At 59.3% G+C, this 25,782-nt stretch carries 22 protein-coding genes; 15 read left to right on the top strand and 7 right to left on the bottom strand.

Annotation, left to right across the window (positions count from 1 at the left end):
* Window positions 1-36: 36 nt before the first annotated feature.
* Complete coding sequence (locus B3Z17_RS11830; protein WP_286829966.1) at window positions 37-861, bottom strand: LytR/AlgR family response regulator transcription factor; 825 nt, start codon at window positions 859-861, stop codon at window positions 37-39.
* Between the two features lie 145 nt (window positions 862-1,006).
* On the opposite strand from B3Z17_RS11830, the gene B3Z17_RS11825 reads away from it, so the two are divergent.
* Complete coding sequence (locus B3Z17_RS11825) at window positions 1,007-1,441, top strand: nuclear transport factor 2 family protein (protein ID WP_286829965.1); 435 nt, start codon at window positions 1,007-1,009, stop codon at window positions 1,439-1,441.
* Between the two features lie 99 nt (window positions 1,442-1,540).
* On the opposite strand, the gene aceB is transcribed toward B3Z17_RS11825, so the two are convergent.
* Entirely contained in the window at window positions 1,541-3,187 is a 1,647-nt protein-coding gene (aceB, locus tag B3Z17_RS11820) for a malate synthase A (RefSeq protein ID WP_286829964.1), read from the bottom strand.
* 181 nt (window positions 3,188-3,368) lie between these two features.
* On the opposite strand from aceB, the gene B3Z17_RS11815 reads away from it, so the two are divergent.
* Entirely contained in the window at window positions 3,369-4,805 is a 1,437-nt protein-coding gene (locus B3Z17_RS11815) for a helix-turn-helix domain-containing protein (RefSeq protein ID WP_068309303.1), read from the top strand.
* Here B3Z17_RS11815 and B3Z17_RS11810 read toward each other — a convergent pair whose 3' ends face one another.
* Window positions 4,806-6,152 (bottom strand): CoA transferase, encoded by a 1,347-nt coding sequence (locus B3Z17_RS11810; protein WP_286829963.1) that lies wholly within the window; start codon window positions 6,150-6,152, stop codon window positions 4,806-4,808.
* Window positions 6,153-6,394: 242 nt separating this feature from the next.
* Between B3Z17_RS11810 and B3Z17_RS11805 the strand changes: the two genes are divergently transcribed.
* The 8 genes from B3Z17_RS11805 (at window position 6,395) to B3Z17_RS11770 (ending at window position 15,133) form a co-directional block, all read left to right on the top strand.
* Entirely contained in the window at window positions 6,395-6,760 is a 366-nt protein-coding gene (locus tag B3Z17_RS11805; RefSeq protein WP_068309431.1) for a DUF4870 family protein, read from the top strand.
* Window positions 6,761-6,960: 200 nt separating this feature from the next.
* The gene (locus B3Z17_RS11800) at window positions 6,961-8,355 is read left to right on the top strand and encodes an L-serine ammonia-lyase (RefSeq protein ID WP_286829962.1); all 1,395 of its coding nucleotides are present in this window, start codon (window positions 6,961-6,963) and stop codon (window positions 8,353-8,355) included.
* Between the two features lie 54 nt (window positions 8,356-8,409).
* The gene (locus B3Z17_RS11795; RefSeq protein WP_286829961.1) at window positions 8,410-10,092 is read left to right on the top strand and encodes an AMP-binding protein; all 1,683 of its coding nucleotides are present in this window, start codon (window positions 8,410-8,412) and stop codon (window positions 10,090-10,092) included.
* Window positions 10,093-10,273: 181 nt separating this feature from the next.
* Complete coding sequence (locus B3Z17_RS11790; RefSeq protein WP_286829960.1) at window positions 10,274-10,933, top strand: hypothetical protein; 660 nt, start codon at window positions 10,274-10,276, stop codon at window positions 10,931-10,933.
* 148 nt (window positions 10,934-11,081) lie between these two features.
* Entirely contained in the window at window positions 11,082-13,238 is a 2,157-nt protein-coding gene (locus B3Z17_RS11785; protein WP_286829959.1) for a calcium-binding protein, read from the top strand.
* A 68-nt stretch (window positions 13,239-13,306) separates the two neighbouring features.
* Entirely contained in the window at window positions 13,307-13,687 is a 381-nt protein-coding gene (locus B3Z17_RS11780) for an MGMT family protein (RefSeq protein ID WP_286829958.1), read from the top strand.
* Window positions 13,688-13,783: 96 nt separating this feature from the next.
* The gene (locus B3Z17_RS11775) at window positions 13,784-14,152 is read left to right on the top strand and encodes a hypothetical protein (protein WP_286829957.1); all 369 of its coding nucleotides are present in this window, start codon (window positions 13,784-13,786) and stop codon (window positions 14,150-14,152) included.
* A 78-nt stretch (window positions 14,153-14,230) separates the two neighbouring features.
* On the top strand, window positions 14,231-15,133 hold the full coding sequence (locus B3Z17_RS11770) for a transporter (RefSeq protein ID WP_286829956.1): 903 nt from the start codon (window positions 14,231-14,233) through the stop codon (window positions 15,131-15,133).
* A gap of 54 nt (window positions 15,134-15,187) precedes the next feature.
* On the opposite strand, the gene B3Z17_RS11765 is transcribed toward B3Z17_RS11770, so the two are convergent.
* On the bottom strand, window positions 15,188-18,418 hold the full coding sequence (locus B3Z17_RS11765; protein WP_286829955.1) for an efflux RND transporter permease subunit: 3,231 nt from the start codon (window positions 18,416-18,418) through the stop codon (window positions 15,188-15,190).
* Window positions 18,415-19,596, bottom strand: a complete 1,182-nt coding sequence (locus B3Z17_RS11760; RefSeq protein WP_286829954.1) for an efflux RND transporter periplasmic adaptor subunit — start codon at window positions 19,594-19,596, stop codon at window positions 18,415-18,417. Before B3Z17_RS11760 ends, B3Z17_RS11765 begins: the two co-directional genes overlap by 4 nt.
* 324 nt (window positions 19,597-19,920) lie before the next feature.
* Here B3Z17_RS11760 and B3Z17_RS11755 point away from each other — a divergent pair, with 324 nt between their 5' ends.
* From B3Z17_RS11755 to B3Z17_RS11740, 4 genes are all read left to right on the top strand, one after another.
* Window positions 19,921-20,241 carry a 2Fe-2S iron-sulfur cluster-binding protein gene (locus B3Z17_RS11755; RefSeq protein WP_286829953.1) on the top strand — a complete coding sequence of 107 codons (321 nt, stop codon included), beginning with the start codon at window positions 19,921-19,923 and terminating at the stop codon, window positions 20,239-20,241.
* A 58-nt stretch (window positions 20,242-20,299) separates the two neighbouring features.
* On the top strand, window positions 20,300-21,682 hold the full coding sequence (locus B3Z17_RS11750) for a leucyl aminopeptidase family protein (protein ID WP_286829952.1): 1,383 nt from the start codon (window positions 20,300-20,302) through the stop codon (window positions 21,680-21,682).
* 95 nt (window positions 21,683-21,777) lie between these two features.
* Window positions 21,778-22,119 (top strand): MarR family transcriptional regulator, encoded by a 342-nt coding sequence (locus tag B3Z17_RS11745; protein ID WP_349680326.1) that lies wholly within the window; start codon window positions 21,778-21,780, stop codon window positions 22,117-22,119.
* Window positions 22,112-22,972 (top strand): NlpC/P60 family protein, encoded by an 861-nt coding sequence (locus B3Z17_RS11740; protein ID WP_068309282.1) that lies wholly within the window; start codon window positions 22,112-22,114, stop codon window positions 22,970-22,972. Before B3Z17_RS11745 ends, B3Z17_RS11740 begins: the two co-directional genes overlap by 8 nt.
* A 78-nt stretch (window positions 22,973-23,050) precedes the next feature.
* Here B3Z17_RS11740 and B3Z17_RS11735 read toward each other — a convergent pair whose 3' ends face one another.
* On the bottom strand, window positions 23,051-23,644 hold the full coding sequence (locus tag B3Z17_RS11735) for a c-type cytochrome (protein ID WP_286829950.1): 594 nt from the start codon (window positions 23,642-23,644) through the stop codon (window positions 23,051-23,053).
* A gap of 320 nt (window positions 23,645-23,964) precedes the next feature.
* Here B3Z17_RS11735 and B3Z17_RS11730 point away from each other — a divergent pair, with 320 nt between their 5' ends.
* A complete protein-coding gene (locus B3Z17_RS11730) occupies window positions 23,965-24,825 on the top strand; it encodes a prephenate dehydratase (RefSeq protein WP_068309278.1) in 861 nt (286 codons plus the stop codon).
* Between the two features lie 16 nt (window positions 24,826-24,841).
* Here B3Z17_RS11730 and B3Z17_RS11725 read toward each other — a convergent pair whose 3' ends face one another.
* Window positions 24,842-25,621, bottom strand: coding sequence for a helix-turn-helix domain-containing protein (locus B3Z17_RS11725; protein WP_286829949.1), 780 nt, complete (start codon window positions 25,619-25,621; stop codon window positions 24,842-24,844).
* Between the last annotated feature and the right edge of the window lie 161 nt (window positions 25,622-25,782).

The following is a 25,782-nucleotide window of genomic DNA, read 5'->3' as shown; positions in this document are numbered from 1 at the left end:
CAAATACGGGACAGATGGGACGAATGACGGAGTGGGCTATGCGGCCTGATCAAGGAAGCCGAGCGATGCCAGCGCCTGATCCCGGTAGGCGCGGCCGACAGGAATCGTGTGACCGCACTTCAACACCACAAGCGGATCGCCCTTTGCGTTACGCCTGAGGCCATCCACCGACCGCCGGTTCACCAGATAAGACCGGTGCAGGCGGAGGAAATCAGCTTCAGGCAGCAAGTCTTCCATCTCCTTCATGCTGGCGCGCATGATAAAGGCGTCGCCACCCGCGAACAGCTCGACATAATTGCGCGCGGCCTGCACCCAGTCGATCTGGTCTGCCGGCAGGCGCGTTTGAGTCTGGCCTTTTGAGACCGGCAAAGCTTCTGCGGGCTTTGGGGCAACAGCTTCGCGTGTGCTGGCGCTCAGGGCCACCGGGTCCATCAGCCAGAAAGCCAGCGCCACAAACAGAAGGTACGTGCCGCCCGCCACCGGCGCCATATGGTAAAAGGCGCGGACAAGGGGCCAGGGCTCGGCGTCACCAAGGTGAACAAGAAACGCAAAAAGCCCGGCGCCGATCATGGCAACCGGCGCTGCGGCGATGATCCCGACTGCCAGGGAGGCGCGGCGTTCCACCCACCGCACCACCATGAAGCAAAGGGGCAACAACAGGGGCCAGGCGCCCCATTTGGTCAAGGCCCACTTGAACGCCACATCAGGCGCAAATTCATAACTGTCCATAACAAGGCCGTGGGCCAGACAGTAAGCCATCGCCGCCAGGAAAATCCCGGCCCAGGCCAGAACCATGCGGCGGTAAAAGCCACCCTTGGGTGCCTGAAGCGTGAATTCGATTTTGGCTGGCCGGTTTGTCATGCGGTCATTCTGTCGAAAATCCAGGGCATCGTCCACGCCCTTTGCGACGGGCAGTTTAAGCAATTGGTTTAAAAACCATGCGAAACACATGACACCGGAGCGCGGCGGTGCCATAAAATCCGACACGTCTTCAAAGGGGAAACTTATGAGGTCATTTCTTGCCAAACTGTGCCTTTTGGTCTGTATGCTCGCGCCAGCTGCCCACGCGCAGGATGACACCAGCCCTGATCAAGCCAAGGCGCTGGCGCTGGAATATAACAAGCGCATGAACAAGATGCTGAGCGCCGGGTCCACGCCCGCGGACGTGGATAACCTGTTCGCGCTCTATTCAGACGATTTTGTCTATAATCACCCAGGTCAGGGTGACGTGTATGACACCCAGTATCTTTACAATAACTCGGTGAAATATGCGAAAGCCGGTCACTTCGACGGCAGCTACCAACAGCAGATCACCCGGATGATTGTCGGCAAGAACGGCGTAGTGCTTGAGTGGGTCGTACCCGGCAGCGACGGCAGCACCCGCATGACGCTGATTGAGACGCGCGCGGACAAGATCATCCACATCAAGGAATTCTGGTAAGCCTCACGCTTCCTTCCAAAGAAAAAGAGGCCGGCCCCGATTGGGACCGGCCAAGAAACACCTGCGGATAAGGCAGATGTGAGGGACAAACTGTAAGGCTTACTCAGCAGCCTTGAATTGGGGCGACCCAGTGCTTGGTTGGGTCATCAGCTCGTAAGCCGGGGTTGTCAGGAACTCGGCCAACTCATCCTTGAAGACAAGGTCGAGGAACAGTCGACCGGCCTCAGCCAGCCGACCGTCCTCAAAGTTGGTAGGGCCTAAGAACTCTCTGAGTTTCACCATCTCGTCTGCATAGAGATCGCGAACCAAATCTTGGGTAACGGTGCGGCCATCATCCAGCGTTGCACTAAGCTTCAGCTGCTGCCAAATCTGCGTGCGGCTGATCTCGGCTGTGGCGGCATCTTCCATCAGGTTATAAAGCGGCACGGCACCACGGCCCGTCAGCCACGCACCCAGATACTGGATACCAACCCGGATGTTTTCGCGCACCCCGTGTTCGGTGATTGTGCCGGTGTGCGGTGCCAGAAGCTCTTTCTGGCCGATCTCGATATCAAGCCGCGTGCGGTGAAGCTGGTTGGCCTGCGGCATCAGCCGGTCGAATACATCCCTTGCAACCGGCACCAGCGCCGGGTGCGCCACCCAGGTGCCGTCGTGGCCAAAAGCGGCTTCGCGGTCCTTGTCGGCGCGGACTTTCTCGAACGCGGCGGCGTTTGCGGCTTCATCGCCCTTGACGGGGATTTGCGCGGCCATGCCGCCCATGGCGTGAGCCCCTCGCCGGTGGCAGGTTTTGATAAGTAAAAGCGAGTAGGCTTTCAGGAAGGCCTCACCCATCGTCACCTGCGACCGGTCTGGCAAGAGATAGTCAGCATGCTTGCCGATTCTCTTGATGTAGCTGAAGATATAATCCCAGCGGCCACAATTTAGGCCGACAATATGATCCTTCAAGGCGTGGAGGATTTCGTCCATCTCGAAGGCGGCGGGAAGCGCTTCGATCAGAACCGTTGTCTTGATCGTGCCGTGCTCCAGCCCCAGGACTTCTTCTGTATAGGTAAACACATCGTCCCACAGCTTGGCCTCGAAGTGGCTTTCCATCTTGGGCAGATAGAAATAAGGGCCGGTGCCGCGGGCAAGCAGCGCCGAAGCGTTATGGTAGATATAAAGACCGAAATCGAACAGGCTGGCTGAGATGGGCTGGCCATTCAGTTCAGCATGCACCTCTGTCATGTGCAGCCCACGCGGGCGCACCTTCAGGGTCGCGGTCTGCTCATTCATACGGTATTCCTTGCCGGATTTCGGGTCCGTAAACTCAAGCCTGCCGCGGGCGTAATCCATCAGGTTGATCTGGCCGTCGATCATATTCTCCCAGGTGGGAGAGGACGCATCTTCGAAATCGGTCATAAACACGTTGGCGCCGGAGTTAAAGGCGTTGATCATCATCTTGCGATCAACCGGGCCGGTGATCTCAACACGGCGGTCCTTCAGGTCCTCGGGCGTGCCCAGGATTTTCCAGTCGCTCTCGCGAATGTCTTTTGTCTCGGGAAGAAAGTCAGGCAGCTCGCCGGCATCAAACCTTTTCTGGCGCACGGCGCGTGCTTCCATCAGGTCCGTGCGGCGGCCGCCGAAACGGGTTTCAAGGTCAGCAACAAACGCCAGCGCGTCGCCAGTGAGGACACGGGCATACAGGTCCTTCATGGGCGCGATGATATCGAGCGTGGGCTCAGTTGTGCGTTCCAGTGCTGCTGACATTTGATTTCCTCTCATCCGGCTGTCGGCTACCCTTTCGAGCAACTTTCTTGCGTTCAGCAGCATTCATATTTCATATTATTTCACTCATTCAAACAACAATTGATACAAAAAGTGTTCCAATGTATGGTTCTGTAAATGTCAAAATGTTTATATGTAAATTTTGTAAAATTCAGGATTGACCATGGTTGAGAACGCCACCAAGAAGATTTTCGCGGGTCCGCGCATCCGGCGCCTCAGGCGCGAACGCGGCCTGAGCCAGGGCCAGATGGCCGCCGAACTGGGCTTCTCGACAAGCTATCTCAACCTGGTGGAGCGCAATCAACGTCCTGTTTCCGCACAGTTTTTGCTGCGGCTCGCTGAAGTGTATGACGTTGAACTGACAGCGTTCGCGGGCACGGACGAGGCTAGAGCTTTCGCGGACCTCAGTGAGATCCTCGCCGACCCCATGTTCAAGGGCATTGGCCTGTCGCGCGGCGAAATGCAGGACATGGCTGATGCCGCCCCGAAGGCCGTGGAAGCCTTTACACTGATTTACAAGTCGTTCCAACAGGCCCGGCAGAACGCGACGGAGCTTTCAAGCCAGGTGGTCGAACGCGAGGGCGCGACACCTGAATCAATCTTCCCCGTCGATGAAGTCAGGGACTTTATCCACGACCATAAAAACTACTTTCCCGAGCTGGATGAGGCGGCTGAGGCCACACACGAGGAACTGGGCCTGCAGCGCGACGACGCCTTCATGGTGCTTTCGGGCCGGCTCGATGAAGAGCACGGCATTCGGGTGCGCATCATGCCGCATGAGGTGATGCCCGAAACCCTGAGGCATTTCGACTTCCACCGCCGCCAGTTGTTGATTTCAGAAATGCTGGACCAGAGCGCGCGTGTATTCCAGCTGGCGTTCCAGCTGGCGATGCTGGAGTTCAAGCCGATGATCCAGCGAATCAGCGACACCCACACCTGGCAAACGGAAGAAGCCCGGCGGCTGGTGCGCATTTCGCTCGCCAACTATTTCGCCGGCGCCCTTCTGATGCCCTACACGCGCTTCCTCGGCGACGCCAAGATACTGAAATATGACATTGAGCACTTGGGTCGGCGCTATAACACCAGTTTCGAGCAGGTCTGCCACCGGCTGACGACGTTGCAGCGCCCGGGTGAACGCGGCGTGCCCTTTTTCTTCATCCGGGTGGACAAAGCCGGGAATGTCTCCAAGCGTTTCTCAGCCGGGCGCTTCCACTTCTCGCGCTTCGGCGGCACCTGCCCCTTGTGGAACGTGCATGACACCTTCGCCTATCCCGGCCGCATCGCCACCCAGATCATCCAGATGCCGGACGAGACCACCTATTTCTCGGTCGCCCGTACCGTCCGGCGCGTGGGTGCCGTTTACGGCCAGGTGGACCAGCAATTGGCCATCGGGCTCGGCTGCGACATTGCCTATGCCCGAGAACTGATCTACGCCAAGGGCCGCGACCTTGAAAATCTGGACACCACCCCTGTCGGCCCCAACTGCCGCCTGTGCGAACGCCCCGCCTGCCCGCAGCGCGCCAACCCGCCGCTGACCAAGGCGCTGGTGCTCGACGAACGCTCACGCGGTATCTCCGCCTACCGCTTCGCCCAAGAGTAATCATTCCATCCATGCCGCAGGGCTGGAGCCAAAGCAGCAGGCAGGCGTGTTCCATCCGAGTGTTGCGTCGCCCACCTTGAGGGGGGACCCGAGCCGGTAGGCTGAGCCCCAGACGGTGGCCTCCACATTCGTGGCATAGTCATCCGCCTCGACGCCCTCAATCGGCATGTCCGCCTCCACTGCCGGACTGTCCACCAGCAGCTTCGCCGTGCGGGCCAGTGACAGGCGGGTATCGCGGACGGCCTCACCTCTGGCCACGTTCGCCAGCGACCGGATCGCCGCCGCCGCCATCAGATAACCGGTCGCGTGGTCAAGCGCCTGTACCGGCAAGTGTAACGGCTTCTCGCTTCCAGCCCAGGTCATGCAGGCGTCCGATATGCCCGAGCTCATCTGCACCAGACTGTCGAAGCCCCGCCGCCCGGCCCACGGGCCGGTCCAGCCATAAGCGCACAGTGATACCTCAATCAGATGCGGCGCAACCGCGCGCCGCCAGTCTGCGCCCAATCCAAGGCCCTCAAGCGCCCCAGGGCGGTAGCCGTGAACAAGGATGTCAGCGCCGCGCAAGAGCTGTTCGAAGCTAGCCCTGTCATCCGCATCTTTTAGGTTAAGCCGAGCGCAGCGTTTGCCCAGCGTCACTTCGGGCTCGACATTGTCTTCCTGCCATCTGGGCGGATCAATCCGCAGCACCTCGGCACCGAATCCAGCGAGCGTGCGGGTAGCTACCGGCCCCGCAAGCACCCGCGTGAGATCGAGCACCTTCAGCCCCGCCAGCGGCCGTGCGGCTGTCCCAGCCCGGCTTTTCGCCTGTGGCGCCCGAGCCTGCCCCCAATGAATGAGAGATTCATCTGCAATCACCTGCCCCTGCGGATGCGCGTTCCATTCATCCGCCGTACGCATTGCTGCTCCGACACCGCCCGCCGCCACGATGGCAGCCTCGAGCTCATCCTTTCGCCACGCTCTAGCGGCGCGGTCAACGTCGACGCGGGTTTCGGCGACGCCAAGAACGCCGCAGGCTGCCGTCCGGTGATGCGGCAGGTTTGTGTGCAGCTTGATCCAACCATCCGATGTTCGGTAATCGCCAGCAATGGCATCCCACACGGGCGGCAGCTCCCAACCGATAGGGAACAGGGATTGCCGGAACCAGAGCGAGGCGAGACGCCTATTGACCACAACGTCCGGGCGCCTGCCCTCAATGCCGCTAGCATTCATCAGGTCAGCAAGTGCCACACCGACCGCGCCAACTGTGGCCTCAGCAAGGGTTGATACCGGAAAGCAGGAGGCATAGCGACCCCAGCCAATCACCTCTGGTTCGCCCGTCAAATCCAGCGCGTTATAGATGTCCTTCATGGAACCTCTGTAGCAGCCGCTGAGATGCCTCACAATATCCTGCCCGCTTTCCTGCGGCCGAAGCAAAGCACCATCTGAAGTTTTTATAGCTGCGCGTGGACATGCTTGTCGTCATGATCAACGAAACGCACGCGTCCGTATCGGCATGCAACCGGTAGCCCGCACCTTAAAAGCGCATTGCTCTTGTCGCTAAACGGGCATTATGCAATTATTGCGAAACATCAGGCAGAATGGAGACGGATATGACAGACACGACACCCCGCCACCAACCGCGCCAGGACGCAGACCGGCGCTCTGTCGTTCTTGTCTACATCCTGTTTCTGATCGGGCTCTGTACCGGCGGCCTCGTTTCGATCGCCGGCGCGATCATTGCCCATACCAAAAGCAATGAGGTCGCCAGGGTGTATCAAAGCCACCTGGACTATCAGATCCGCACCTTCTGGATGGGGCTTGTGATTGGTATTGTCGGCTCGCTCCTGCTGGTGGTCCTGATCGGTATTCCGATCCTGCTTGGCCTCTTTATCTGGACCCTGGTGCGCTGCATCAAAGGCCTGATGGCCGCCAACGACGGGCAGCCCATCGACAACCCCCAGACCATGCTGTGGTAAAGGGCACCTTTTCTGCCCTTCTGAACGAATATTTCAATACCTTGAAATAAAATTACCCTACCTCACATGTTGGAAAAGCTGGGCTTTTTCCACACGCGTAATTTTATGTCGCGTGTCGCTTTTTGAAAAAATCCGTTTGCAAGCGGGTGCGTCTATGCGTAGCGTGTGCCCGATTTTATACAATTGGCAGTCATATAAATATGAGCATCAGCGTACTCGACCTTTTCAATATCGGCATTGGCCCGTCTTCAAGCCACACTGTGGGCCCGATGAAGGCGGCAACGGAATTTGTCGAGGAGCTTGAAGCTGCCGACAAGCTGAAGAATGTCACGCGGCTTGCGGTAAAGCTTTATGGCTCCCTCGGCGCCACCGGGCGCGGCCACGGGTCTGATACTGCCGTGATGCTGGGGCTGATGGGCGAATGCCCGCGCGGTGTGGACGTGGAAACCATCCCGGCCATGGTTGAGGCGGTGCGCAAGTACCAGAAGATCAAGCTGATGGGTCACCACACCATCGACTTCCATGAAGATGACGACCTGCAGCTGCTGCCGCGCGAACAGCTGGAATTCCACCCGAACGGCATGGAATTCTGGGCCTACGACAAAGACGGCAATGAGCTGAACCGGTCAATCTATTATTCCATCGGCGGCGGTTTCATCGTGCATGAAAACGAGGCTGAAAAAGACAAGTTTGTTGAAGACAAGATCAAGCAGCCCTATCCGTTCAAGTCGGCGGAAGAGTTGCTGGCGCACTGCGAACGTACCGGTAAGCCCATCAGTGCCATCATGATGGCGAACGAGAAAGTGCTGCGCTCGAGCCAGCAGATCAGGGCCGAACTCCTGGAAATCTGGTCCGTCATGCAGGAATGCGTCGACCGCGGCTGTTCGAGGGGCGGCGATATGCCGGGCCTCAAGATCAAGCGGCGCGCCCAAAAGCTCTATGACCAGCTGAAATCGCGACCGGAAACCGGCCTGACCGACCCGCTGACAATCCTGGATTGGGTGAACCTTTATGCCCTTGCGGTGAATGAAGAGAACGCCGTGGGCGGCCGGGTTGTCACCGCGCCTACGAACGGGGCCGCCGGCATCGTGCCGGCTGTGCTGCATTATTATATGCGTTTCATCCCCCATGCGAACGAGGAAGGCGTGATCAAGTTCCTGCTGACCGCTGGCGCCGTGGGCCTCCTGTTCAAGATGAACGCCTCCATCTCTGGCGCCGAAGTGGGCTGCCAGGGCGAGGTGGGCAGCGCCTGCTCCATGGCGGCTGCGGGCCTCACGGAAGCCTTGGGCGGCACACCAGCACAGGTGGAAAACGCAGCCGAGATCGGCATGGAACATAATCTGGGCCTGACATGCGACCCCATCGGGGGCTTGGTGCAGGTGCCCTGTATTGAACGGAACGCCATGGCAGCCATCAAGGCCATCAATGCCACGCGGCTTGCGATGCGCGGCGACGGCACCCATTTTGTCACACTCGACAAGGTAATTCGCACCATGCGCATAACAGGGCGTGACATGCAGTCCAAATATAAGGAAACTGCAGAAGGCGGCCTGGCGGTCACCGTGCCGATCGCCGCCAATGTGGTAGATTGTTAAACCGGGCAGGCCTTGCGACTTCCCCGGTTCTGGGCCGGTTCTTGGGGAGGAATTATGGAAAGTCACGTTATCGGGCCTGTGGATGAGCCGCTGCTGGAGAAAACCATCGGCGACATGCTGAATGAGACAGCGGCCCGTTTCCCGGACAATGAATTCCTGGTATTTGCTGAGGACGGCATCCGCCTTTCTTACGAAGAATTCCTCCATGACGTGGAGGCCTTCGCCGCCGGGTTCCTGGCGCTGGGGCTTGAGCCCGGTGACCGCGTCGGCGTGTGGGCGCCGAACCGCATCGAGTGGGTCATCACCCAATTCGCCACCGCCAAGGCCGGCCTCATTCAGGTGAACATCAACCCGGCCTACAGGACCCATGAGCTTGAATATGCGCTGAATAAAGTGGCGTGCAAGGCGCTGGTGCTGGCCGACAAGTTCAAGACGTCCGATTACGAAGCCATGCTGCAGGAACTGGCGCCGGAACTGGCGACATGCCCCCACGGCAAGCTTGACGCCGCACGCCTGCCGCACCTCAGGGCCGCCATTACCATGGGGGAAGAAGCGCCCGCGGGTTTCTTCCAGTTCGCCGATATCGTCGAGCTGGCCGAAGAAGAACATTATGAGCGTCTTTATGAAATCGAGCGGTCCTTGAGGCCCCACGACGATATCAACATCCAGTTCACCTCGGGCACCACAGGGAATCCCAAAGGCGCCACGCTGAGCCACTATAATATCCTGAACAACGCCAAGTTTGTTGGCGGCGCCATGAACTTGACGAGCGAGGACCGCCTGTGCGTGCCCGTGCCGCTCTATCACTGCTTTGGCATGGTCATGTCTGTGCTGGCCTGTGCGCTGGTGGGCGCGACACTGGTGTTCCCAGCAGAAGCCTTTGAGCCGAAAAGCGTGCTGCAGGCTGTTGAGGACGAGCGCTGCACTGGCCTGCAGGGTGTGCCCACCATGTTTATCGCAGAACTGAATGAACCCGATTTCAAAAGCTATGACCTTTCGTCCCTGCGCACCGGCATCATGGCCGGCTCGCCGTGCCCGGTGGAGGTGATGAAGCGGGTAATTTCAGACATGCATATGAGCGAATGCACCATCGCCTACGGCATGACGGAAACAAGCCCCGTCAGCTTCCAGACCGCACGCGGCGATAGCGTTGAGCGCCGCACATCTACCGTTGGCCGCATCCACCCGCATGCGGAAGTGAAGGTCATCGATGAGGATGGCAAAACCGTGCCGCGCGGCACCCAAGGCGAGCTGTGCACGCGCGGCTATCTTGTGATGCGCGGCTATTGGGATGACGCCGACCGCACCGCTGAGGCGATCGACGCGGACGGCTGGATGCACACAGGCGACCTGGCGGTGATTGACGCGGAAGGATACTGCCGCATCACAGGCCGCGTAAAAGACATGGTCATCCGCGGCGGTGAGAACATCTATCCGCGCGAAGTGGAAGAGTTTCTCTATACCCACACCGACATTCAGGATGTGCAGGTGTTCGGCATTCCGGACGAGAAATACGGCGAGGAATTGTGCGCCTGGGTCTGCCTGAAATCAGGTAGCACCCTGGACGCCGAAGGCATCAAGGCTTTCTGCAATGGGCAAATCGCCCACTATAAAATTCCGCGCCATATACGCTTCGTAGACGAATACCCGATGACCGTGACCGGCAAGATCCAGAAATTCAAAATGCGCGAAGCCATGATGGATGAGCTTGGCCTTGCCGAGATCGAGACCGCCTAGTTACCACCCCAGTGGATGCCTGCGAGATCTGCCACATCGCGGCTCCAGGCAGTAACGTCATGCGCGCTGAAGTCAGCCATGGCGGCATTGCAGAAATGGCCGCACGCAAATTATTGTTTCACAATAATGCCCCAATTGGCCTCCATGGTATTTCAAACGATAACGGGGAGTGAGAATGCCAATGTTTACGAAAGCAGCTATTTCTATCCTGTGCCTGGCTGCATGTCTGGCCACCAGCGCAAAAGCAGAAGAAAAGAATGCCAGCCTGCCTCTGGCAAAATTGTTCCACAAATATGATACCTATCTGAAGATGGCCTCGAAGGAAGAGCCCGCTTTCAAGCCGTTATACCGCGTCTTTCCCCGTGAAGGAGAAGCCGGAGTTCTGGAAATGTCCTTCACCCATAACGGCAAATCCGTGACTTTCAGTACGGACGAAAAGGGCTATATCGACTATCGCCCCAGCCAGGAGCTGCTGGAGGCCAACCCCGTCGTGACGGTTGACCGGCCCCAGAACAGCATGAGCCTGGCCTTGACCCTTGGCGTCCTGGAGCCCGCCAGCACCAGCTATGACATGCGTGCGCTGCACGACAAAGTCCACACCGCCTGGGGGCAGGCCAAGGGACTTGGCGGATTCATGAGTATCCTTGCGCCCAAGCATAGCAACATCACGGCCAATTTTGGTGAAAGCTGTCCAACCGTGACCTGGTCAATCAAAGCCCAAGGCAAACAGATCGCTGGGGGCAGTGCAACCGGCAGCGTTCTGATTGAATTCAAGGACAAGGTCATCCGCAAAGCTGACACGCTGACATTCTCCTGTACGCCGGACGCACTGCACCTATAGCGGGCGGCAGGAACCATGCGCCCGGAACGGGTATTCCGGCGATCAACCCACGAAATTAGTGTTGCTCATACGTTGAAATTGACTGGTGCGGCGAGACGTGCCATTAGCTTTGGCCGAGACTGTTATTTTTTCGATGGGGGAAACAGCCATGCGCTTAGTGGATGGGCACCAGACTTTTCGGGCCGCAGAAACAGAAAACCAATCCTTGAACGGGTCTGATCTTGGACCTTTCCTGAACGGTGACGAATTCACGGTCAACACTACAACGCACCTTGCGCAAACATCGCCCGCGGTTGCCGAACTGGCGGGCGGCGGCTATGTGGTGGTGTGGGAGAGCAACCACACGGTTTCCACGTCTGTTGGCGAAAGCACCTCCTGGGCCCAGCTTTATAACGCTGACGGCGAAAAAGTTGGCAGCGAGTTCCAGGTTGATGGATCCGACGCTGTCGTTGGCCTGGAAGACGGCAGCTTTGTGGTTGCATGGCAGGATGGTGACATTTTCGCACGCCAGTATGACGCCCTCGGCAATCGTGAAGGCGGCCAAATCACTGTATCAGGCGATTATGCCAACCCCACTATCGCCGCACTTAACGGCGGTGGCTTTGTCGTGACATGGAATGGCAATGCCCGCATGTTTGACGCAGACGGCAAACCAACGTCAGACGAAATCTCCATCTACTCCGGCAACACTACCGGCACCAAAGCCATCGCACTTGATGACGGTGGCTTCATGGCAGTCTTTACCAACAGTTATTATACCGGTTACGGGAATGATATTTTTGTGCGCTTCTTCAATGAGAATGGGGTAGCCACATCCTCCCGCATTGCGGTGAACGCGGGTCACCGGACCGGTGAGCAGTCCCAGCCGGACGTCACCCAATTGACCAATGGCAACTTCGTTATCACTTGGGAAACAGACCAGAGTGAACTGAGTTACCAGAATACGGAAATCATGGGCCGCATCATTTCGTCAAGCGGTAGCAGGATTGGCAGCGAATTCCAGGTAAACACAAACACCGCAAACGACCAGTCCAGTTCCAAGGTTATTGCCTTACCGGACGGCGGATTCATCGTAGCCTGGGTCAGCCTTGATCTCAGCCTGGATGGCAGTGACAGCGCCCTCGCCGCCCAACGATTCGACGAAAGCGGCAACAGGATTGGCGACGAATTCGTGCTGAACACCGGCAGCAATGGCAGCCAGACCGATGTAGACATCGTCATGCTCAACACCATGTTTGCTGCAGTCTGGGAAAGCGGCGACACCACGCGCGACGGGTCCCTTGAATCCATCAGCAGCCAGTTGTTTGCCTTCAATATGGAAACCACCGATATCAACGGCACCGACAGTGGCGACAGCCTGACGGGTACTGATGGCTCAGACATTATCGAAGCAGGCAGCGGCAACGATGTTGTTAGTGGCGGCATCGGCAACGACCATATCAGCGGCGGCACTGGCAATGATGTGCTGCGCGGTGACAAAGGCGACGATACGGTCGAAGGCGGTGCAGGCGCAGACGCAATCTGGGCTGGCGCGGGCGACAAGGGCCACGACAGGCTCTGGGGCGGCGACGGCAACGACACCATCGGCGGCGGCAAAGGTGGTGACCTGGCTGTGGGCGGCGCGGGGCGCGACTATCTGTTCGGCGGTGCCGGTGACGATACGCTGGTCGGCGGTGACTGGGACGGCAGCACCACAGACCCGTCGGAAACTGCAGCCAACCAGATGTGGGGCGGCGACGGCAACGATGTCATCTACGGTGCGAATGGTGGTGAGTCCATGGGCGGCGGCCTTGGCGACGACAAAATCTATGGCGGTGGCGGCAATGATATCATCTACGCAGGCATTGAAGGGTATGACACCCTCGACGGCGGTAACGGCAACGATTTGATTTTTGCAAGCTACGGCCATGATGTGGTTGAGGGTGGCGCTGGCAACGATGAAATCTATGCCGGCAGCGGCAACGATTATGTAAACGGCGGCGCCGGCGACGACAGCATCTATGGTGGCCAGGGTGTGGACACCCTCATCGGCGGTGCAGGCAATGACACCATTCGCCCGGGCGACACAACCGATATCCTGATTTTCGCCGCAGGCAGCGGGGATGATGTTGTTTACGGCTTCAACACCGATGAAGACACCCTGAACCTGGAAGACAGCACAACTGACTTCGGGTCATCCAATGACGTGATCGCGGCGGCGACTGAAACCGCCGACGGCGTGTTGATCGACCTGGGTGGCGGCGATAGCCTGCTGCTTGCAGGCCTGTCCCTGACCGACCTGAACACGGTCGCGTTCGACCTGTAGGCTTGCAGTCCATCAGGGGCCAGGCGTATGATGCGCCTGACCCTGAGCAGCCTGGTGATGACCCGTCCATGACCCGTACTTACGCAAGTTTCCCTGCCGTCTATGACCTCGTTCGGGAGATCCCGAAGGGCCAGGTGGCCAGCTACGGCATGGTGGCCTCCCTGCTGCCGGGCGTAACCCCGCGTATTGTCGGTTTTGCCATGGCGGCAACACCGACGGGCCAGGGCATTCCGTGGCAGCGGGTAATCAACAGCGCAGGCAAAATCAGCGACCGCGACGGCGCAATGCGTCAACGCAAGCGCCTGGCGGACGAAGGCATAACCTTCAAGAAGAATGGCGCTGTTGACTGGGCTGCCCACCGCTGGCAGGGGCCATCCGAAGCCTGGCTTGAAGCGGCAGGCGTTGATTTCATGGATTTCCTGACCATCCAGGCGGGCTGGCCTGGTTGAACGCCAATCCGTTGGTCGCCAGTCCCACTGGCGGCGTATTGTCGCGCCCGGTAAGGTCCGGTTTGCAGCCTGGAAAAGGCGTGCTATCCCCGCAGCATGAACCGTCATTTCAAATGCATGATCGACAGGCTCGACCGGTTTTTGCCGGTGCTGGCACTTTCGGTCGCCCTGTTCCTGCAGGGCCTTCTGGCAAGCGGCACCGCCGCCAGCATGGTGGTGCCTGGTCTGGTGGCGCCCGACGGCACAGCCCTGACGCTCAGCGACATCTGCAACAACACAGAAGACGGCCGCACCGGCCATTGTCATGCCTGTGTGCACGCCCCAGTTGCCACGCTGACCGCAGTTGACCTCCTGCCCGACATACAAAGGACCCTTCCCGGCAAGGCTTTCACGGCATATGCGGCCCCACAGGTGTCCCGCCCGGAAGCCAGCTTCCGCTTTCATACGGGTCCGCCAAAAGCCTGATCTCATCATCGTTTGCATTGATCTGCCATGCGTGCCCGGTGTGCGCACGGCCCTTTTTGATGACATCAGGAAATTTTCATGAAAAACACATTTGTATATGCGGCCCTTGCCGCAAGTTTCCTCACGCCTGCAGCCCTTGCGCACGGCGGCGCCAAACCCCGCATCGATGACCATGCGCCTATTGGCGTGATGGGCGACCATTATCACAAGAAAGGCGAATGGATGGCCGCCTTGCGCGTGATGACAATGGGCATGAATGACCCCACAAATACCATGACGGGACCGCAGGAAATGGACAGCACCATAGTGACGATGGGCGGCATGTATGCACCAAGCGACAGGCTGACCTTTTCAGCCGGTATCGCCTACCGCGAAAAAGACATGACCATGCGCATGATGGGCACGGACATGACACCTTCAACAAGCGGGGTCGGGGACCTGAAGCTGAACGCTATCACGCCGCTATTCAACGATGGCCATCGCCGCCTTCTCCTGACAATGGGAGCCAATATTCCCGTCGGGGAAACCGGCGACACAGACCCCATGGGCACCCTGTTGCCTCTCAAGATGCAGGCTGGCACGGGATCATGGGGGCTGCTGCCGAAGATAACCTTCAGCCAGTTCGAGGACGGCTGGTCGTTTGGTTTTCAGGCAAGCGCCAGTGTCTGGCTGGATGAAACCGCCACCGGCGAAAAGGCTGGCGACAGCTGGACCGTAAGCGGCTGGTCATCTGTCACCGTCACAGACCGCGTGAGCCTGTCGGCCCGGCTTGCCTATGAAGACTATAGCGCCTGGCGGGCTACATCGCCGCTGTCGGGTGGTGCCCGCAACCGCCTGCGCGGCTTCATCGGCACCAACCTCTATGTGGTGGGTACCCACCGGCTGGGGATCGAGCTGGGTTTCCCCATCACAGAAGACCGGGGCACAAACAACCTGGGCACCGGCACATCACTGATGCTTGGCTGGCAGAAAGCCTTCTAGAACAAAAAAGGGCGGGGATTACCCGCCCTTTCCTTATTCGGCTGTCTCTGGGCCTTATTCGACTGCATCCGGAGACGGTTTGTCTGGCCCGGCGCCATTCTGGTCCGGCACGCCGTCGTGCCCCAGGGCCGCCATGCGGTGTTCATGCGAGAAGAAGCCGCGGATGTCCTCAATCACCAGAATGAGCGCCGGTAGCGCAAACAGCATCACGAAGCTTGAGAACACAAGGCCCGTCGCCAGGCTGACCGCCATCGGAATCAGAAACTGCGCTTGTGGGCTGGTTTCCGAAATGATCGGCAATAGCCCCAGTGCTGTGGTGATGGTCGTAAGCGCAATCGGGCGGAAGCGCCTGAGGGTGGCGCGCACAGCCGCGTCAATCGCGGTCGCGCCCGGCTCTCTCAGTTCCGTGTTATAGCGGTCGATCAGCACTACAGACGCATTCACCACCACGCCCGCAAGCGCCACCACACCAAAGAGCGACACAAACGACAGGTCATGCCCCAACGTCATATGGCCATAGATGGCCCCGGCAATCCCAAGCGGGATCGACACCAGGATGATCGCCGGCTGCAGGTAACTTTTCAGCTGCGTTGCCACCAACGCATAAATCACGATTACGGCCAGGATGAAGCCCCGGAAAAGCGACTGGAAATCCTCACTCTGTTCGCGCGAGGCCCCTTCCAGCTGCCAGCGGAGGCCCGAGTGCTTTTCCATCAGGCCCGGCAGGATTTCCCCCTGGATCAGCTCATTGACCACATTGGGGGTGGTGATGGCTTCATCCACGTCAGCGGTCACTGTCAGCACCCGGCGTCCGTTGACCCGTTCGATTGAGGTCGGGCTGCGACCTTCCTTGAGGTCCGCCACAAGGGCAAGCGGCACACCACTGCCGTCCGGCAGGCGAATACGCACGTCTTCAAGCCTTTCAAGGCTGTGGCGCATTTCCGCAGGATAGCGCACATAGACCTTCACTTCCTCCCGCCCGCGCTGGATACGCTGCACTTCTTCACCGAAATAGGCCTGCCTGAGCTGGCGGGCCAGGTCTGTTGGCTTGACGCCGGAGGCGAGCCCAAGGTCCGTCAGCGTAAATTCGAACTGACGCTTGCCAAGGTCCAGCCCAGCATCAATCTGACCAACACCGCCGATAAGGGCTATCTGGTCCGCCAGGTCTGCGGCCGCCGCCTCCAGTTCATGCTGGTCGTCGTGCGCAAGCTCATACCCCACATCGACACTTTGCGGGCCGATGGTCGAGGCAAACGTCAGCGTTTCGGCGCCCGGAATCTGGCCAACGGCCTGCTCCCAACGCCTGCCAATGTCGCGCGCGCTGTAGCTGCGGTCGTCCGTGGGCACCAGCTCAACTGACATCTGCCCCAGGTGGCTGGCTGTCAAAGCACTTGAAACCGCGCCTGGGCCGGTGACCTGATTATAGCGCGCCCCGATCGTGACCGATGTGGCGTTGATGACCGTCTCACCGGATTCGGCTTTGATCTCGGCAGCCACTTTATCCAGCGCCGTCTGCAACTGGTCCATCGCTTCTACCGTGGCTTCAAACGGCGCCCCGTTTGGCAGCGCCAGTTTGGCCGAAATTTCCGTGCCCTCAATATTGGGGAAGAACACCACCCGCACGATGCCGACACCCACCAGCGAGAAGCTGATCATCACCAGACCGACGGTGGCCGCCACAGTGGCGTAGCGGTAGCGGCTTGTGCGCACAATCATCCGCTGCAGGGGGCCGATGGCAAAGGCGTCCAGCCCCCGTGCCACCTTCTGCTGAATGGTGCGCAGGAGCCCCTTGGACCAGCGGTTTTCATGCCGAAGGTGCATAGGCAGGATGAAGAAGGCTTCAATCAGCGACACAGCCAGGATCGCGATCACGGCCACTGGGATCGGCCGGGTGATCTTGGCGAAGGTGCCGGTCTGGAACAGAAGCGGTGCGAAGGCCGCCATGGTCGTCAGCACGCCCACCAGCACCGGCGCATAGATATTTTTCACACCCTCGAACGCCGCGCGGCTTTCATGGAAGCCGTGCTGCTGTTCGGCATAGATGTTTTCGCCCACCACGATGGCGTCATCCACCACGATGCCGATCACCACAATCAGGGCAAACAGCGTGACCATATTGAGCGTGATGCCCATGCTGCCGAAAATAAGGAAGCCGCCCAGGAAGCTGATGGGAATGCCCATGGCCACCCAGAAGGCCAGCTTGAAATCAAGCGTGGCAACCAACAGCAGGAATACCAGCGCAAAGCCGAGAAGCGCATTGCTGGTCAGCAGGCTGATGCGGTCGGCCAGGATTTCTGTCTGGTCCCGGAAGACCAGCACCTCGATACCTTCCTGCAGCGGCACGGTGTTCACATAATCAACCACCTTGCGCTTCACATCCAGGATGTCGGCGCTTTCGTTCCTTAGGATATCGAGGAAGATGGCGGGGGAGCCATTATATTCGTTGATCAGCGGCTCATCGGCGAAACCGTCAGTGACCGTCGCCACATCGCTCAGGCGTACAATATCACCCGTGCTGGTGGAACGGATCATGATACGCTCGAATTCATCGCCCACCCGCGCCTTGGCATCGGTCCTGAGCAGGATCTCGCCGTCGCCGGACTTGATCGCCCCGCCCGAAAGCTCAATGGAAGAATTGCGAATGGCGTCGGCCACCTGCTTGAACGTCAGGTCGTATTTCCTCAGCGTATCTTCGGATAGCTCAATCGAGATTTCCTTGGCCCGCGCCCCGCGGATGGTAATGGCCGACACAGCATCAAGCGCCAGCAGGTCGCGCTCCAACAGTTCCGCGGTTTCGCGCATCTCGCCTTCGCCCACCTGGCCCACCAGCACCAGCGTCAGCACGTTCGACAACGACTGGGTCACGGTCACAATCGGCTTTTCGGCATTGCCGGGCGGAAAATCCACAAGGCTGTCAATCGCGGCTTCAACCTCATCCTTCACCCGGTAGGCATCGACGAAGTCTTCAAGCTCCAGCGTCAGGGCACCCCTATTTTCATAGGCGTAGGACCGCACGCGCTCAACGCCGTTGACGCCCAGTACGGCCTCTTCGATCCGGCGGGTAATGCTGTCTTCCACCTCAAGGGGGGTCGCACCGGGATACTGCACCGACACCGAAATGGTGCCCACGTCCACCGTGGGAAATACTTCAGAGCGCATGGTGATGGCTGTCATCAGGCCCCCGACAATGAAAAACACCATCAGAAGATTGGTCATCACCGGGTTTTCAAGAAAACGGGCCACGAGGCCCATTACGCCGCTGGCCTCAATGCGCTCGTCGCTCATGACGCCTCCCCGGATGCACCTTCAGCGCGGATGGCTTTACGGATTGTGACTGACCGAGCGACGAAGCTGGTCGGCACCTCGGAAATCACCACACCGTCCGCCACGTCGAATGCGCGGACATAGACATGGTCGTTATCGATATCGACAACATCGACCGCGATGTCTTCAAGCTTGGTATTCTTGACACGCCACACGCTGGTTGCAGTCGCCAGGGCGCTGATTGGCAACTTATAGATATTGTCCTGCGCATGGCCCGACAGCTTCACGGTCGCAAAGGTGCCCGGCACCAGCGTGTGACCCTCTGGCAAGGCAATGATTACATCCTGCAGGCGGGTGCGGCTGTCCAGCACGCCGCCCAGCTGGGTGATCGGCGCAACGGCATCGTCACTCGCACCGAACTCGTCGCTGATACGGACCTGGTCACCCACGTCAAGCTGCAGCCGCGCAAGGTCTTTTGGCGCAATACCTGCAGTGATGCGCAGGCTGTCTGTGGCATAGAGGCTGCCATAGCTGACGCCCGCGGCCGCAAGCTGGCCACGTTCGACACTGGAGGCAACAATACGTGCTGGATAGTCCACGCTGAAGCGCGTCCGCGCCAGGTCCAGCTTTGCCCTTTCAGCGACCGCTTTGGCCGCCTTCAGCCGGGCTTCCAGGGCCTGCACCTGCGGTTCCTTGGCGACCAGCGCAGGGGCTGGCTTGTCGGGGAAAACCCGCTTCCAGTCACGGATGAAGTTATCGGCGTTGGCGCGGGTCTGCAGCAGGTCGGATTCCGCCGCTGCCACTTCTGCTTCAGCCTGTTCAAGCGCCAACTCGTAATCGCGGGGTTCGATGGTGAACAGCACTTCACCTGCCTCCACCAGCGCGCCAGGTTCCAGCTTCGGGCTCACGCTGACAACCCTGCCGCCCACCTGCGGAGTGAGAGCCACGCCAGCGCGGGCGGACACTTCGCCAGTGATCTCCAGCGTCGGGGTGTGGCTTGCTGCCTTGGGCAGGAAAACATCCACCACCAGCCCTGCCTGTGTGGATGAATAACCCGGACCATTATCGCCGGTCAGGCGGATGATCTTGGTAATGGCAATGGTGCCTACCACCACGGCAATCACCAGGGCAACCTGGACCAGACCTATGGCCTTTTCACTGCCCTTGGCGACATGGAAAGCCTCAACAACCCGCTTCATAAAAACCTCTCTGGCGCGCCCGACACGCCCGTGCCGTAACGGAATCGAATTATTAGACGCATGCGTCCATCAATTGATGGGATACCACACCAAGGATGCTGCTGCGTCAAGCGAAAGGATTTCCCCCGACGTGGTATCACCAGTGATACGCGTGAAATTTACGTTCCCTGCGCAAGTCCAGATCAAATGCCGTATCTTCCATTAGGAAGACCACGAGAGATCATCTCTTTTATCCGCTCAGGAAAATGCTATATGAAGGCGAACGCTTTGCCTGCGCCCTGCGCTCAGGCACCGGAGCAAACCGGAACAATATAGGAAGATCTGATGGTAAAAGTTTCTGTGACCAACCTGGCTGGCCAAACCCGCGATATCGATGCCGAAGAAGGCCTGTCGCTGATGGAAAACATCCGCAACAACGATTTCGACGATCTGGCCGCCATTTGCGGCGGCTGCTGCAGCTGCTGCACCTGTCACGTATATGTAGACGGCGGCGACTTTGGCAAACTGCCCGCGATGGAAGATGATGAGCATTATCTTCTCGAGGACAGCGAGCATTTCAAGGAAGGCGCGTCCCGCCTGTCCTGCCAGATCGAAGTCGATGGCTCCATGGACGGCCTGAAGGTCACCATCGCGCCTGAAGCTTAATAGTCGGTAGCTTTAGTCCCAAGATTCACACAGCTGAAAGCCCAAAAAGGACGCCCAAATGACCACCGCATTCCTGACCGCCAAAACAAGCCCAGACGCCACACCGCTGCGCCTCGTGTGCACGGATGATTGGCAAGCTGGCCTCACGAAGGACCAACTGGCCTGGGCCGAAAAGGTGGAGTTTTCAGGCGAGGCGGGCACCAGTGTGCTGCTGCCCGGCGAAGAGGGTGATTTGGCGCTGGCGGGCGTAGCTGACGGTAACGCTGACGTCTGGTCGCTGGCCTCGGCCGCGACCCTGTTGCCCAAAGGCACATACCGGCTGGACGGTGTGGAACCGGAAGACGCCGCCAAGGTGGCTCTGGGTTGGGCGCTGGCGCAATATAAGTTCGATCGTTACCTGAGCGAAAAGCCTGAGGGCGGCCGCATTCTTGCGCTGCCGGCGGGCACTGACCTCGAAGCGGTAGAAAAACAAGTTGACGCCGTCTGCCTGGCGCGTGACCTTGTGAACACCCCCACCGAAGACATGGGACCTGCCCACCTGCAGGATGTTGCCGAAGCGCTGGCGGAAGAATTCGGCGCTACCTGTGCGACCATCGTGGGTGAGGACCTGCTGGACGAAAACTTCCCCGTGATCCATGCGGTTGGCCGCGCAGCAGGCGAAGGCCGGGAGCCCCGCCTGATTGACCTCAACTGGGGCGAAAGTGGCCCGAAGGTCACGCTGGTGGGCAAGGGCGTCTGTTTCGATACCGGCGGGCTGGACCTCAAGCCCGCAGCCGGCATGCTTTTGATGAAAAAAGACATGGGCGGCGCGGCCCACGTGCTGGCGCTGGCGCGGCTGATCATGTCCATGGAAACCAAAGTACAGCTGCGGGTACTGATCCCGGCGGTCGAGAATGCGGTGGACGGCAATGCCTTCCGCCCCGGTGACGTGCTAGCAACCCGCAAGGGCATTTCAGTTGAGGTGGGCAACACGGACGCTGAAGGCCGCCTGGTCCTGTGTGACGCGCTGACGCTTGCCTGCGAGGACACACCCGACCTTTTGGTTGATTTCGCGACCCTCACGGGTGCGGCGCGCGTGGCGCTGGGCCCGGACCTGCCAGCCACCTACGCCAATGATGAAACCCTTTGGGCGGCGATCGACAAGGCCGCGACGGCAGAGACCGACCCGGTATGGCGCATGCCTTTGTGGGCGCCCTATGACGAGACGCTCAGAAGCGATGTGGCGGACATGAGCAATATCTCCGACAGCGGCGGATTCGCGGGCTCCATCACAGCGGCTCTCTATCTGCAGCGCTTCGTTGAAGAAGGCACGCCGTGGGTCCATCTGGATGTTTTCGCCTGGGTACCAAAACCCAAGCCGGGCCGCCCGAAAGGTGGGGACGCGCAGGCCATCCGTGCCATGCATACGGCCATGAAAGACTTCTTGTCGCTTGACGGCTAGCACAAAATCGGGTCACCTTAGGGGCTGAAGTTCTGTGTCACCTTTGATCATTCCGGCTGAGGAACGAGCCTGTGACCGAAAAAACAAATCCCCGGATGCTTAAGATTTGGCACACAGCCAATCTGGATGTCGTGCGCGCGGACGTCCCTGACCTGACCCTCAGGCAGATGACCGTCCTGCTGACCGTCTATATGACATCAGACCCGCACACCGTCCGGGGCCTTGCCGCCAAAATGAATGTGACCAAGCCGGTGATCACCCGCGCGCTTGATACCCTAGGGCAGCTTGGCTACCTCAAGCGCAAGCGCGATGAGAACGATCGCCGCAACGTCCTGGTGCAACGCACCGTCAAGGGCGCCGTTTACCTGAGCGAATTGTCGGACCGCATCGTGGCGGCAGAAAGGCTCGTGGATGCAGGGGAAGGCGGCTATGAGTGACCTGCTGCACGGCTTTGGCCTGCCGCCGCTCTATGACCCCAACAGCCTTCTGAAAAGCAGCAAGAGCCTCCTTGGGGGTAGCACCATTGACGGGCTGGGCGCCCGCCCCATCGCTGCCGTCAAGGCCGAGCCCGAGCCCGACGCCGAGACCGTCACCGAGCTTCTCTACAGCGAACCTGTGCAGATTCTGGCCGAAGTGCCCGGCTGGTGGTTCATCATCAGCCTGATCGACGGCTATATGGGCTGGGTGACCGACAGTGCTGTCGATGAATATGACGTGCTCCCCAGCCACCGCATCTCCGCGCCGCTCTCTCATGTCTACCGCGAGCCGGACCTCAAGTCCGCGCCCGAAGTGGTGTTGCCCATGGGCGCCTTCATCACCCTGCCCGGCGTGTCGGAAAACGGCTTTTCGGAACTGCATGTCGGCGGCTGGATTTATGAAAAACACGTCACTCCTGTGGGCTGCGGCAAGGCCGACCCCGTGGATACCGCCGAAAGCTTTATCGGCTCGCCCTACCTGTGGGGCGGCAGGTCCAAACTGGGCATCGACTGTAGCGGGCTGGTGCAGATGGCACTTGCGGCAGCCGGTCACCGGGTGCACCGGGACAGTGGTGCGCAATATGACAGCCTCGGTCGCGCGCTGGAGATGGGCGAGACGCCCGTGCGCGGTGACCTGGCGTTCTTCCCCGGCCACGTGGGCTTCATGATCGACGGCGTGCACCTCCTCCACGCCAACGCCACCCATATGATGGTCACGATTGACCCGCTAGAGGACGTCAAGGGCTGGGTGGCGAAGGAAATGGCCGACAAGGGCCGCACCGGCCCCGCCTTCCTGGGCTTCAGAAGGCTTTAAAAGACTTCATCCTGCATAATCAAAAACGGCGACCCGGATGGATCGCCGCTTTCAGAAATCTATTCAGCAAACCCTGACTTATTCGCCAGCGGCTTCCTCTTCAGTCGCTTCTGGGGCAGCTTCTTCAGCTGCTTCTTCAACTGCTTCTGCGGCTGGCAACTCGAGCGGGCTGTCAGAGAAGCTGTTGAGGTACGCCATCAGGTCTGCACGCTGCTCTTCCTTGCGGATGCCGGCGAATGCCATGCTGGTACCGTCGAACGTGTTTTTCGGGCTCTTGAGCCACTGGTCCATGATTTCCCATGTCCAGTTGCCGTCCTGGCCAGACAGTGCACCAGAATAGTTGAAACCGGCATGGCTTCCGATCTGACGACCCATTACACCATAGAGGTTCGGCCCGGTACGATTACCTTCGTCCTTGCCAATGGTATGGCAGGCTTTACATTTCGCGAACTGACGCTCGCCCTTACCGGCGTCTGCAGAAGCCAGAAGCTCAGCAAGCGATGGACCTTCTTCAACAACGGCATCAGTTGCTTCTTCGGATGCCACTTCAATCGTGAAGGCTGGCTTGGCTTCTTCTTCGTGGAACACGCTTTCAGAAACAGTCGTGATCACCATGATCAGCAGCGCCGCAGACAGGACAGCCGCAAAGACTTTGTTTGATTCTAATGACACAGGCTCTTCTCCTTGCAGGCGAGCAAGCTAAATTCTCTCCCAGCCGATCCCTTACCCCTGACAGATATATGACCGGCTAATTCGCGCGCGACAATAGCCGCTGATGGGCCCTTTATTCAAGTCGTCATTTGCACGATTTTGCCACCTTAGGCCAAAAAATCGGGTTTTTTGGCGCCTTTTTTATGCGACAAAGCAGCGCACCGCCAAAATCACCCTGCAGAATCGGCAGGACCGTGCGCTTCCTGCATTGACTTGGCCGGGTGGCCTTGGCACTAATCTCAACCGCGATTTTTTCAACAGTCCAGAAAGAAACCTCCGTCATGGCAAGCCCGACCACCCAGGAAACAGACAAGCTGATCGCCTTCCAGGGCGAGCTTGGTGCCTATTCCCACATGGCGTGCCAGGCCAAGTTTCCGGATATGGAGCCGCTGTCGACCCCGAGCTTCGAGGACGCGCTGGCCGCTGTCCAACAGGGACGCGCACGCCTTGCCATGATTCCGATCGAGAATTCGACTGCGGGCCGTGTGGCAGATATCCATATCCTGCTGCCGGGCAGCGGGCTTTATATTATCGGTGAGCATTTCGAGACCATCCGCCACTGCCTTCTGGGCGTCAAAGGCGCGAATGAGAGCACGCTCAAGACTGTGAAGAGCCATGTCCAGGCCTTGGGGCAATGCCGCAAGAACCTGCGTGCGCTCGGGATTGAGCGCCTGCCGTTTGCCGATACCGCCGGCTCTGCCAAGCATGTCGCCGAACTGGGCGACCCTTCCGTTGGCGCCATCGCCAGCGAGCTGGCCGCGGACGTGTATGGCCTTGATATCATCCGCAAGGATTTCCAGGACGAAGGCCATAACACTACCCGGTTCGTGGTGCTGTCACGCGAGCCCGTCGCGGCGGCGGACCTGGCCGGCCCGGTGATGACCAGCTTCACCTTCGAGGTCAGGAACATTCCGGCAGCGCTATATAAGGCGCTGGGCGGGTTCGCCACAAACAGCGTCAACATGACCAAGCTTGAAAGCTATTACGAATCGGACAGCTTCACCGCGACCGAATTTTACGCCGACATCGAAGGCCATGAGGGCATGGAAAATGTCCACCGCGCGATGGAAGAACTTCGCTTCCACACCAAGCATGTGAATGTGCTGGGAACCTATGAACAGGAACGCCAGCGCGGGCGCTGACCTTCAGGCCTGAGCCCTAAGCCACACGCACCCGGTAAGCCGCAGGCGTGATCCCGAATTGACTTCTGAAGCTGCTGGTCAGGTGCGCCTGGCTGGCAAACCCGCAAGCGTGGGCGATGTCTGCGATGGATGCTTCCGGCCGTGTCAGGCTCCGGCGGGCTTCGCTGAGCCTGCGTTCCAGCAGGTAGGCGTGCGGCGTGGTGCCCGTGGCCGCGGCAAACGCCCGAATGAAGAAGCCAACGGACAAGCCCACTTCCATTGCCATCTCAAGAACTGTCAATTTGTCCCCGAAGCGGGCCTCGATCAGGTCATGCAGGCGCCGCATACGGGTGCGTGTCAGGCTGCTGGCGGGCTTGGCTGTGGCGGGCTTGGCTTTGAGGGCTGCCTCAAAGAGGACCGCCGCAAGGCCTTCGGCCACCGTTTCTTCCTCGGGGTTCAGGATCAGAAGCTGCCTGAGCGCCCGGGCGGCAGTGCCCGCGCCCTTGAAGGCTGCATTGCTATATTGGTAGATGGCCGCCCCATCAAAGGCGTCAGCATAATGGTGTTCATGCCCCGGCGTGATGGTAACCGTGAGATATTCACCCCCGACATCCGACCGGGACCGAATATCGCAACCTGCGGGCGTCAGCGCCATACTGTCCGGCATGGTCAGGAAAGGCGATGCCCGGTCGGTTGCAAAGGCGTGCAGGCCGGTCTGGATATCGAACGCAAATCCGGCAACCACCCGGTCCGGCGTGTAGGCCACATCGTAGGGCGCGCGCGGCAACAGCTCGGCGCTGATGGCGCCCGCCGTCACTTTCCTATGTGTCGCCTTGCAATTCATAACCGCAGGATAGCCGCCACCGCCCAGCCTTGTCGACGAAACAAAAAGCCGCAGGCGATTTGGGGTCACTTTTTTGAAAGCCTTCACTGTTGCGCGCCCTCTAACCTGCTGCCAATGTTGTTTGGATGAAGAAG

The sequence above is a fragment of the Kordiimonas sp. UBA4487 genome (assembly GCF_002389025.1).
In the GTDB taxonomy this organism is placed as follows: Bacteria; Pseudomonadota; Alphaproteobacteria; order Sphingomonadales; family Kordiimonadaceae; genus Kordiimonas; species Kordiimonas lacus.
The sequence above is the reverse complement of the archived record's forward strand: the minus strand, read 5'-3'. Positions and strand labels throughout refer to the sequence as shown.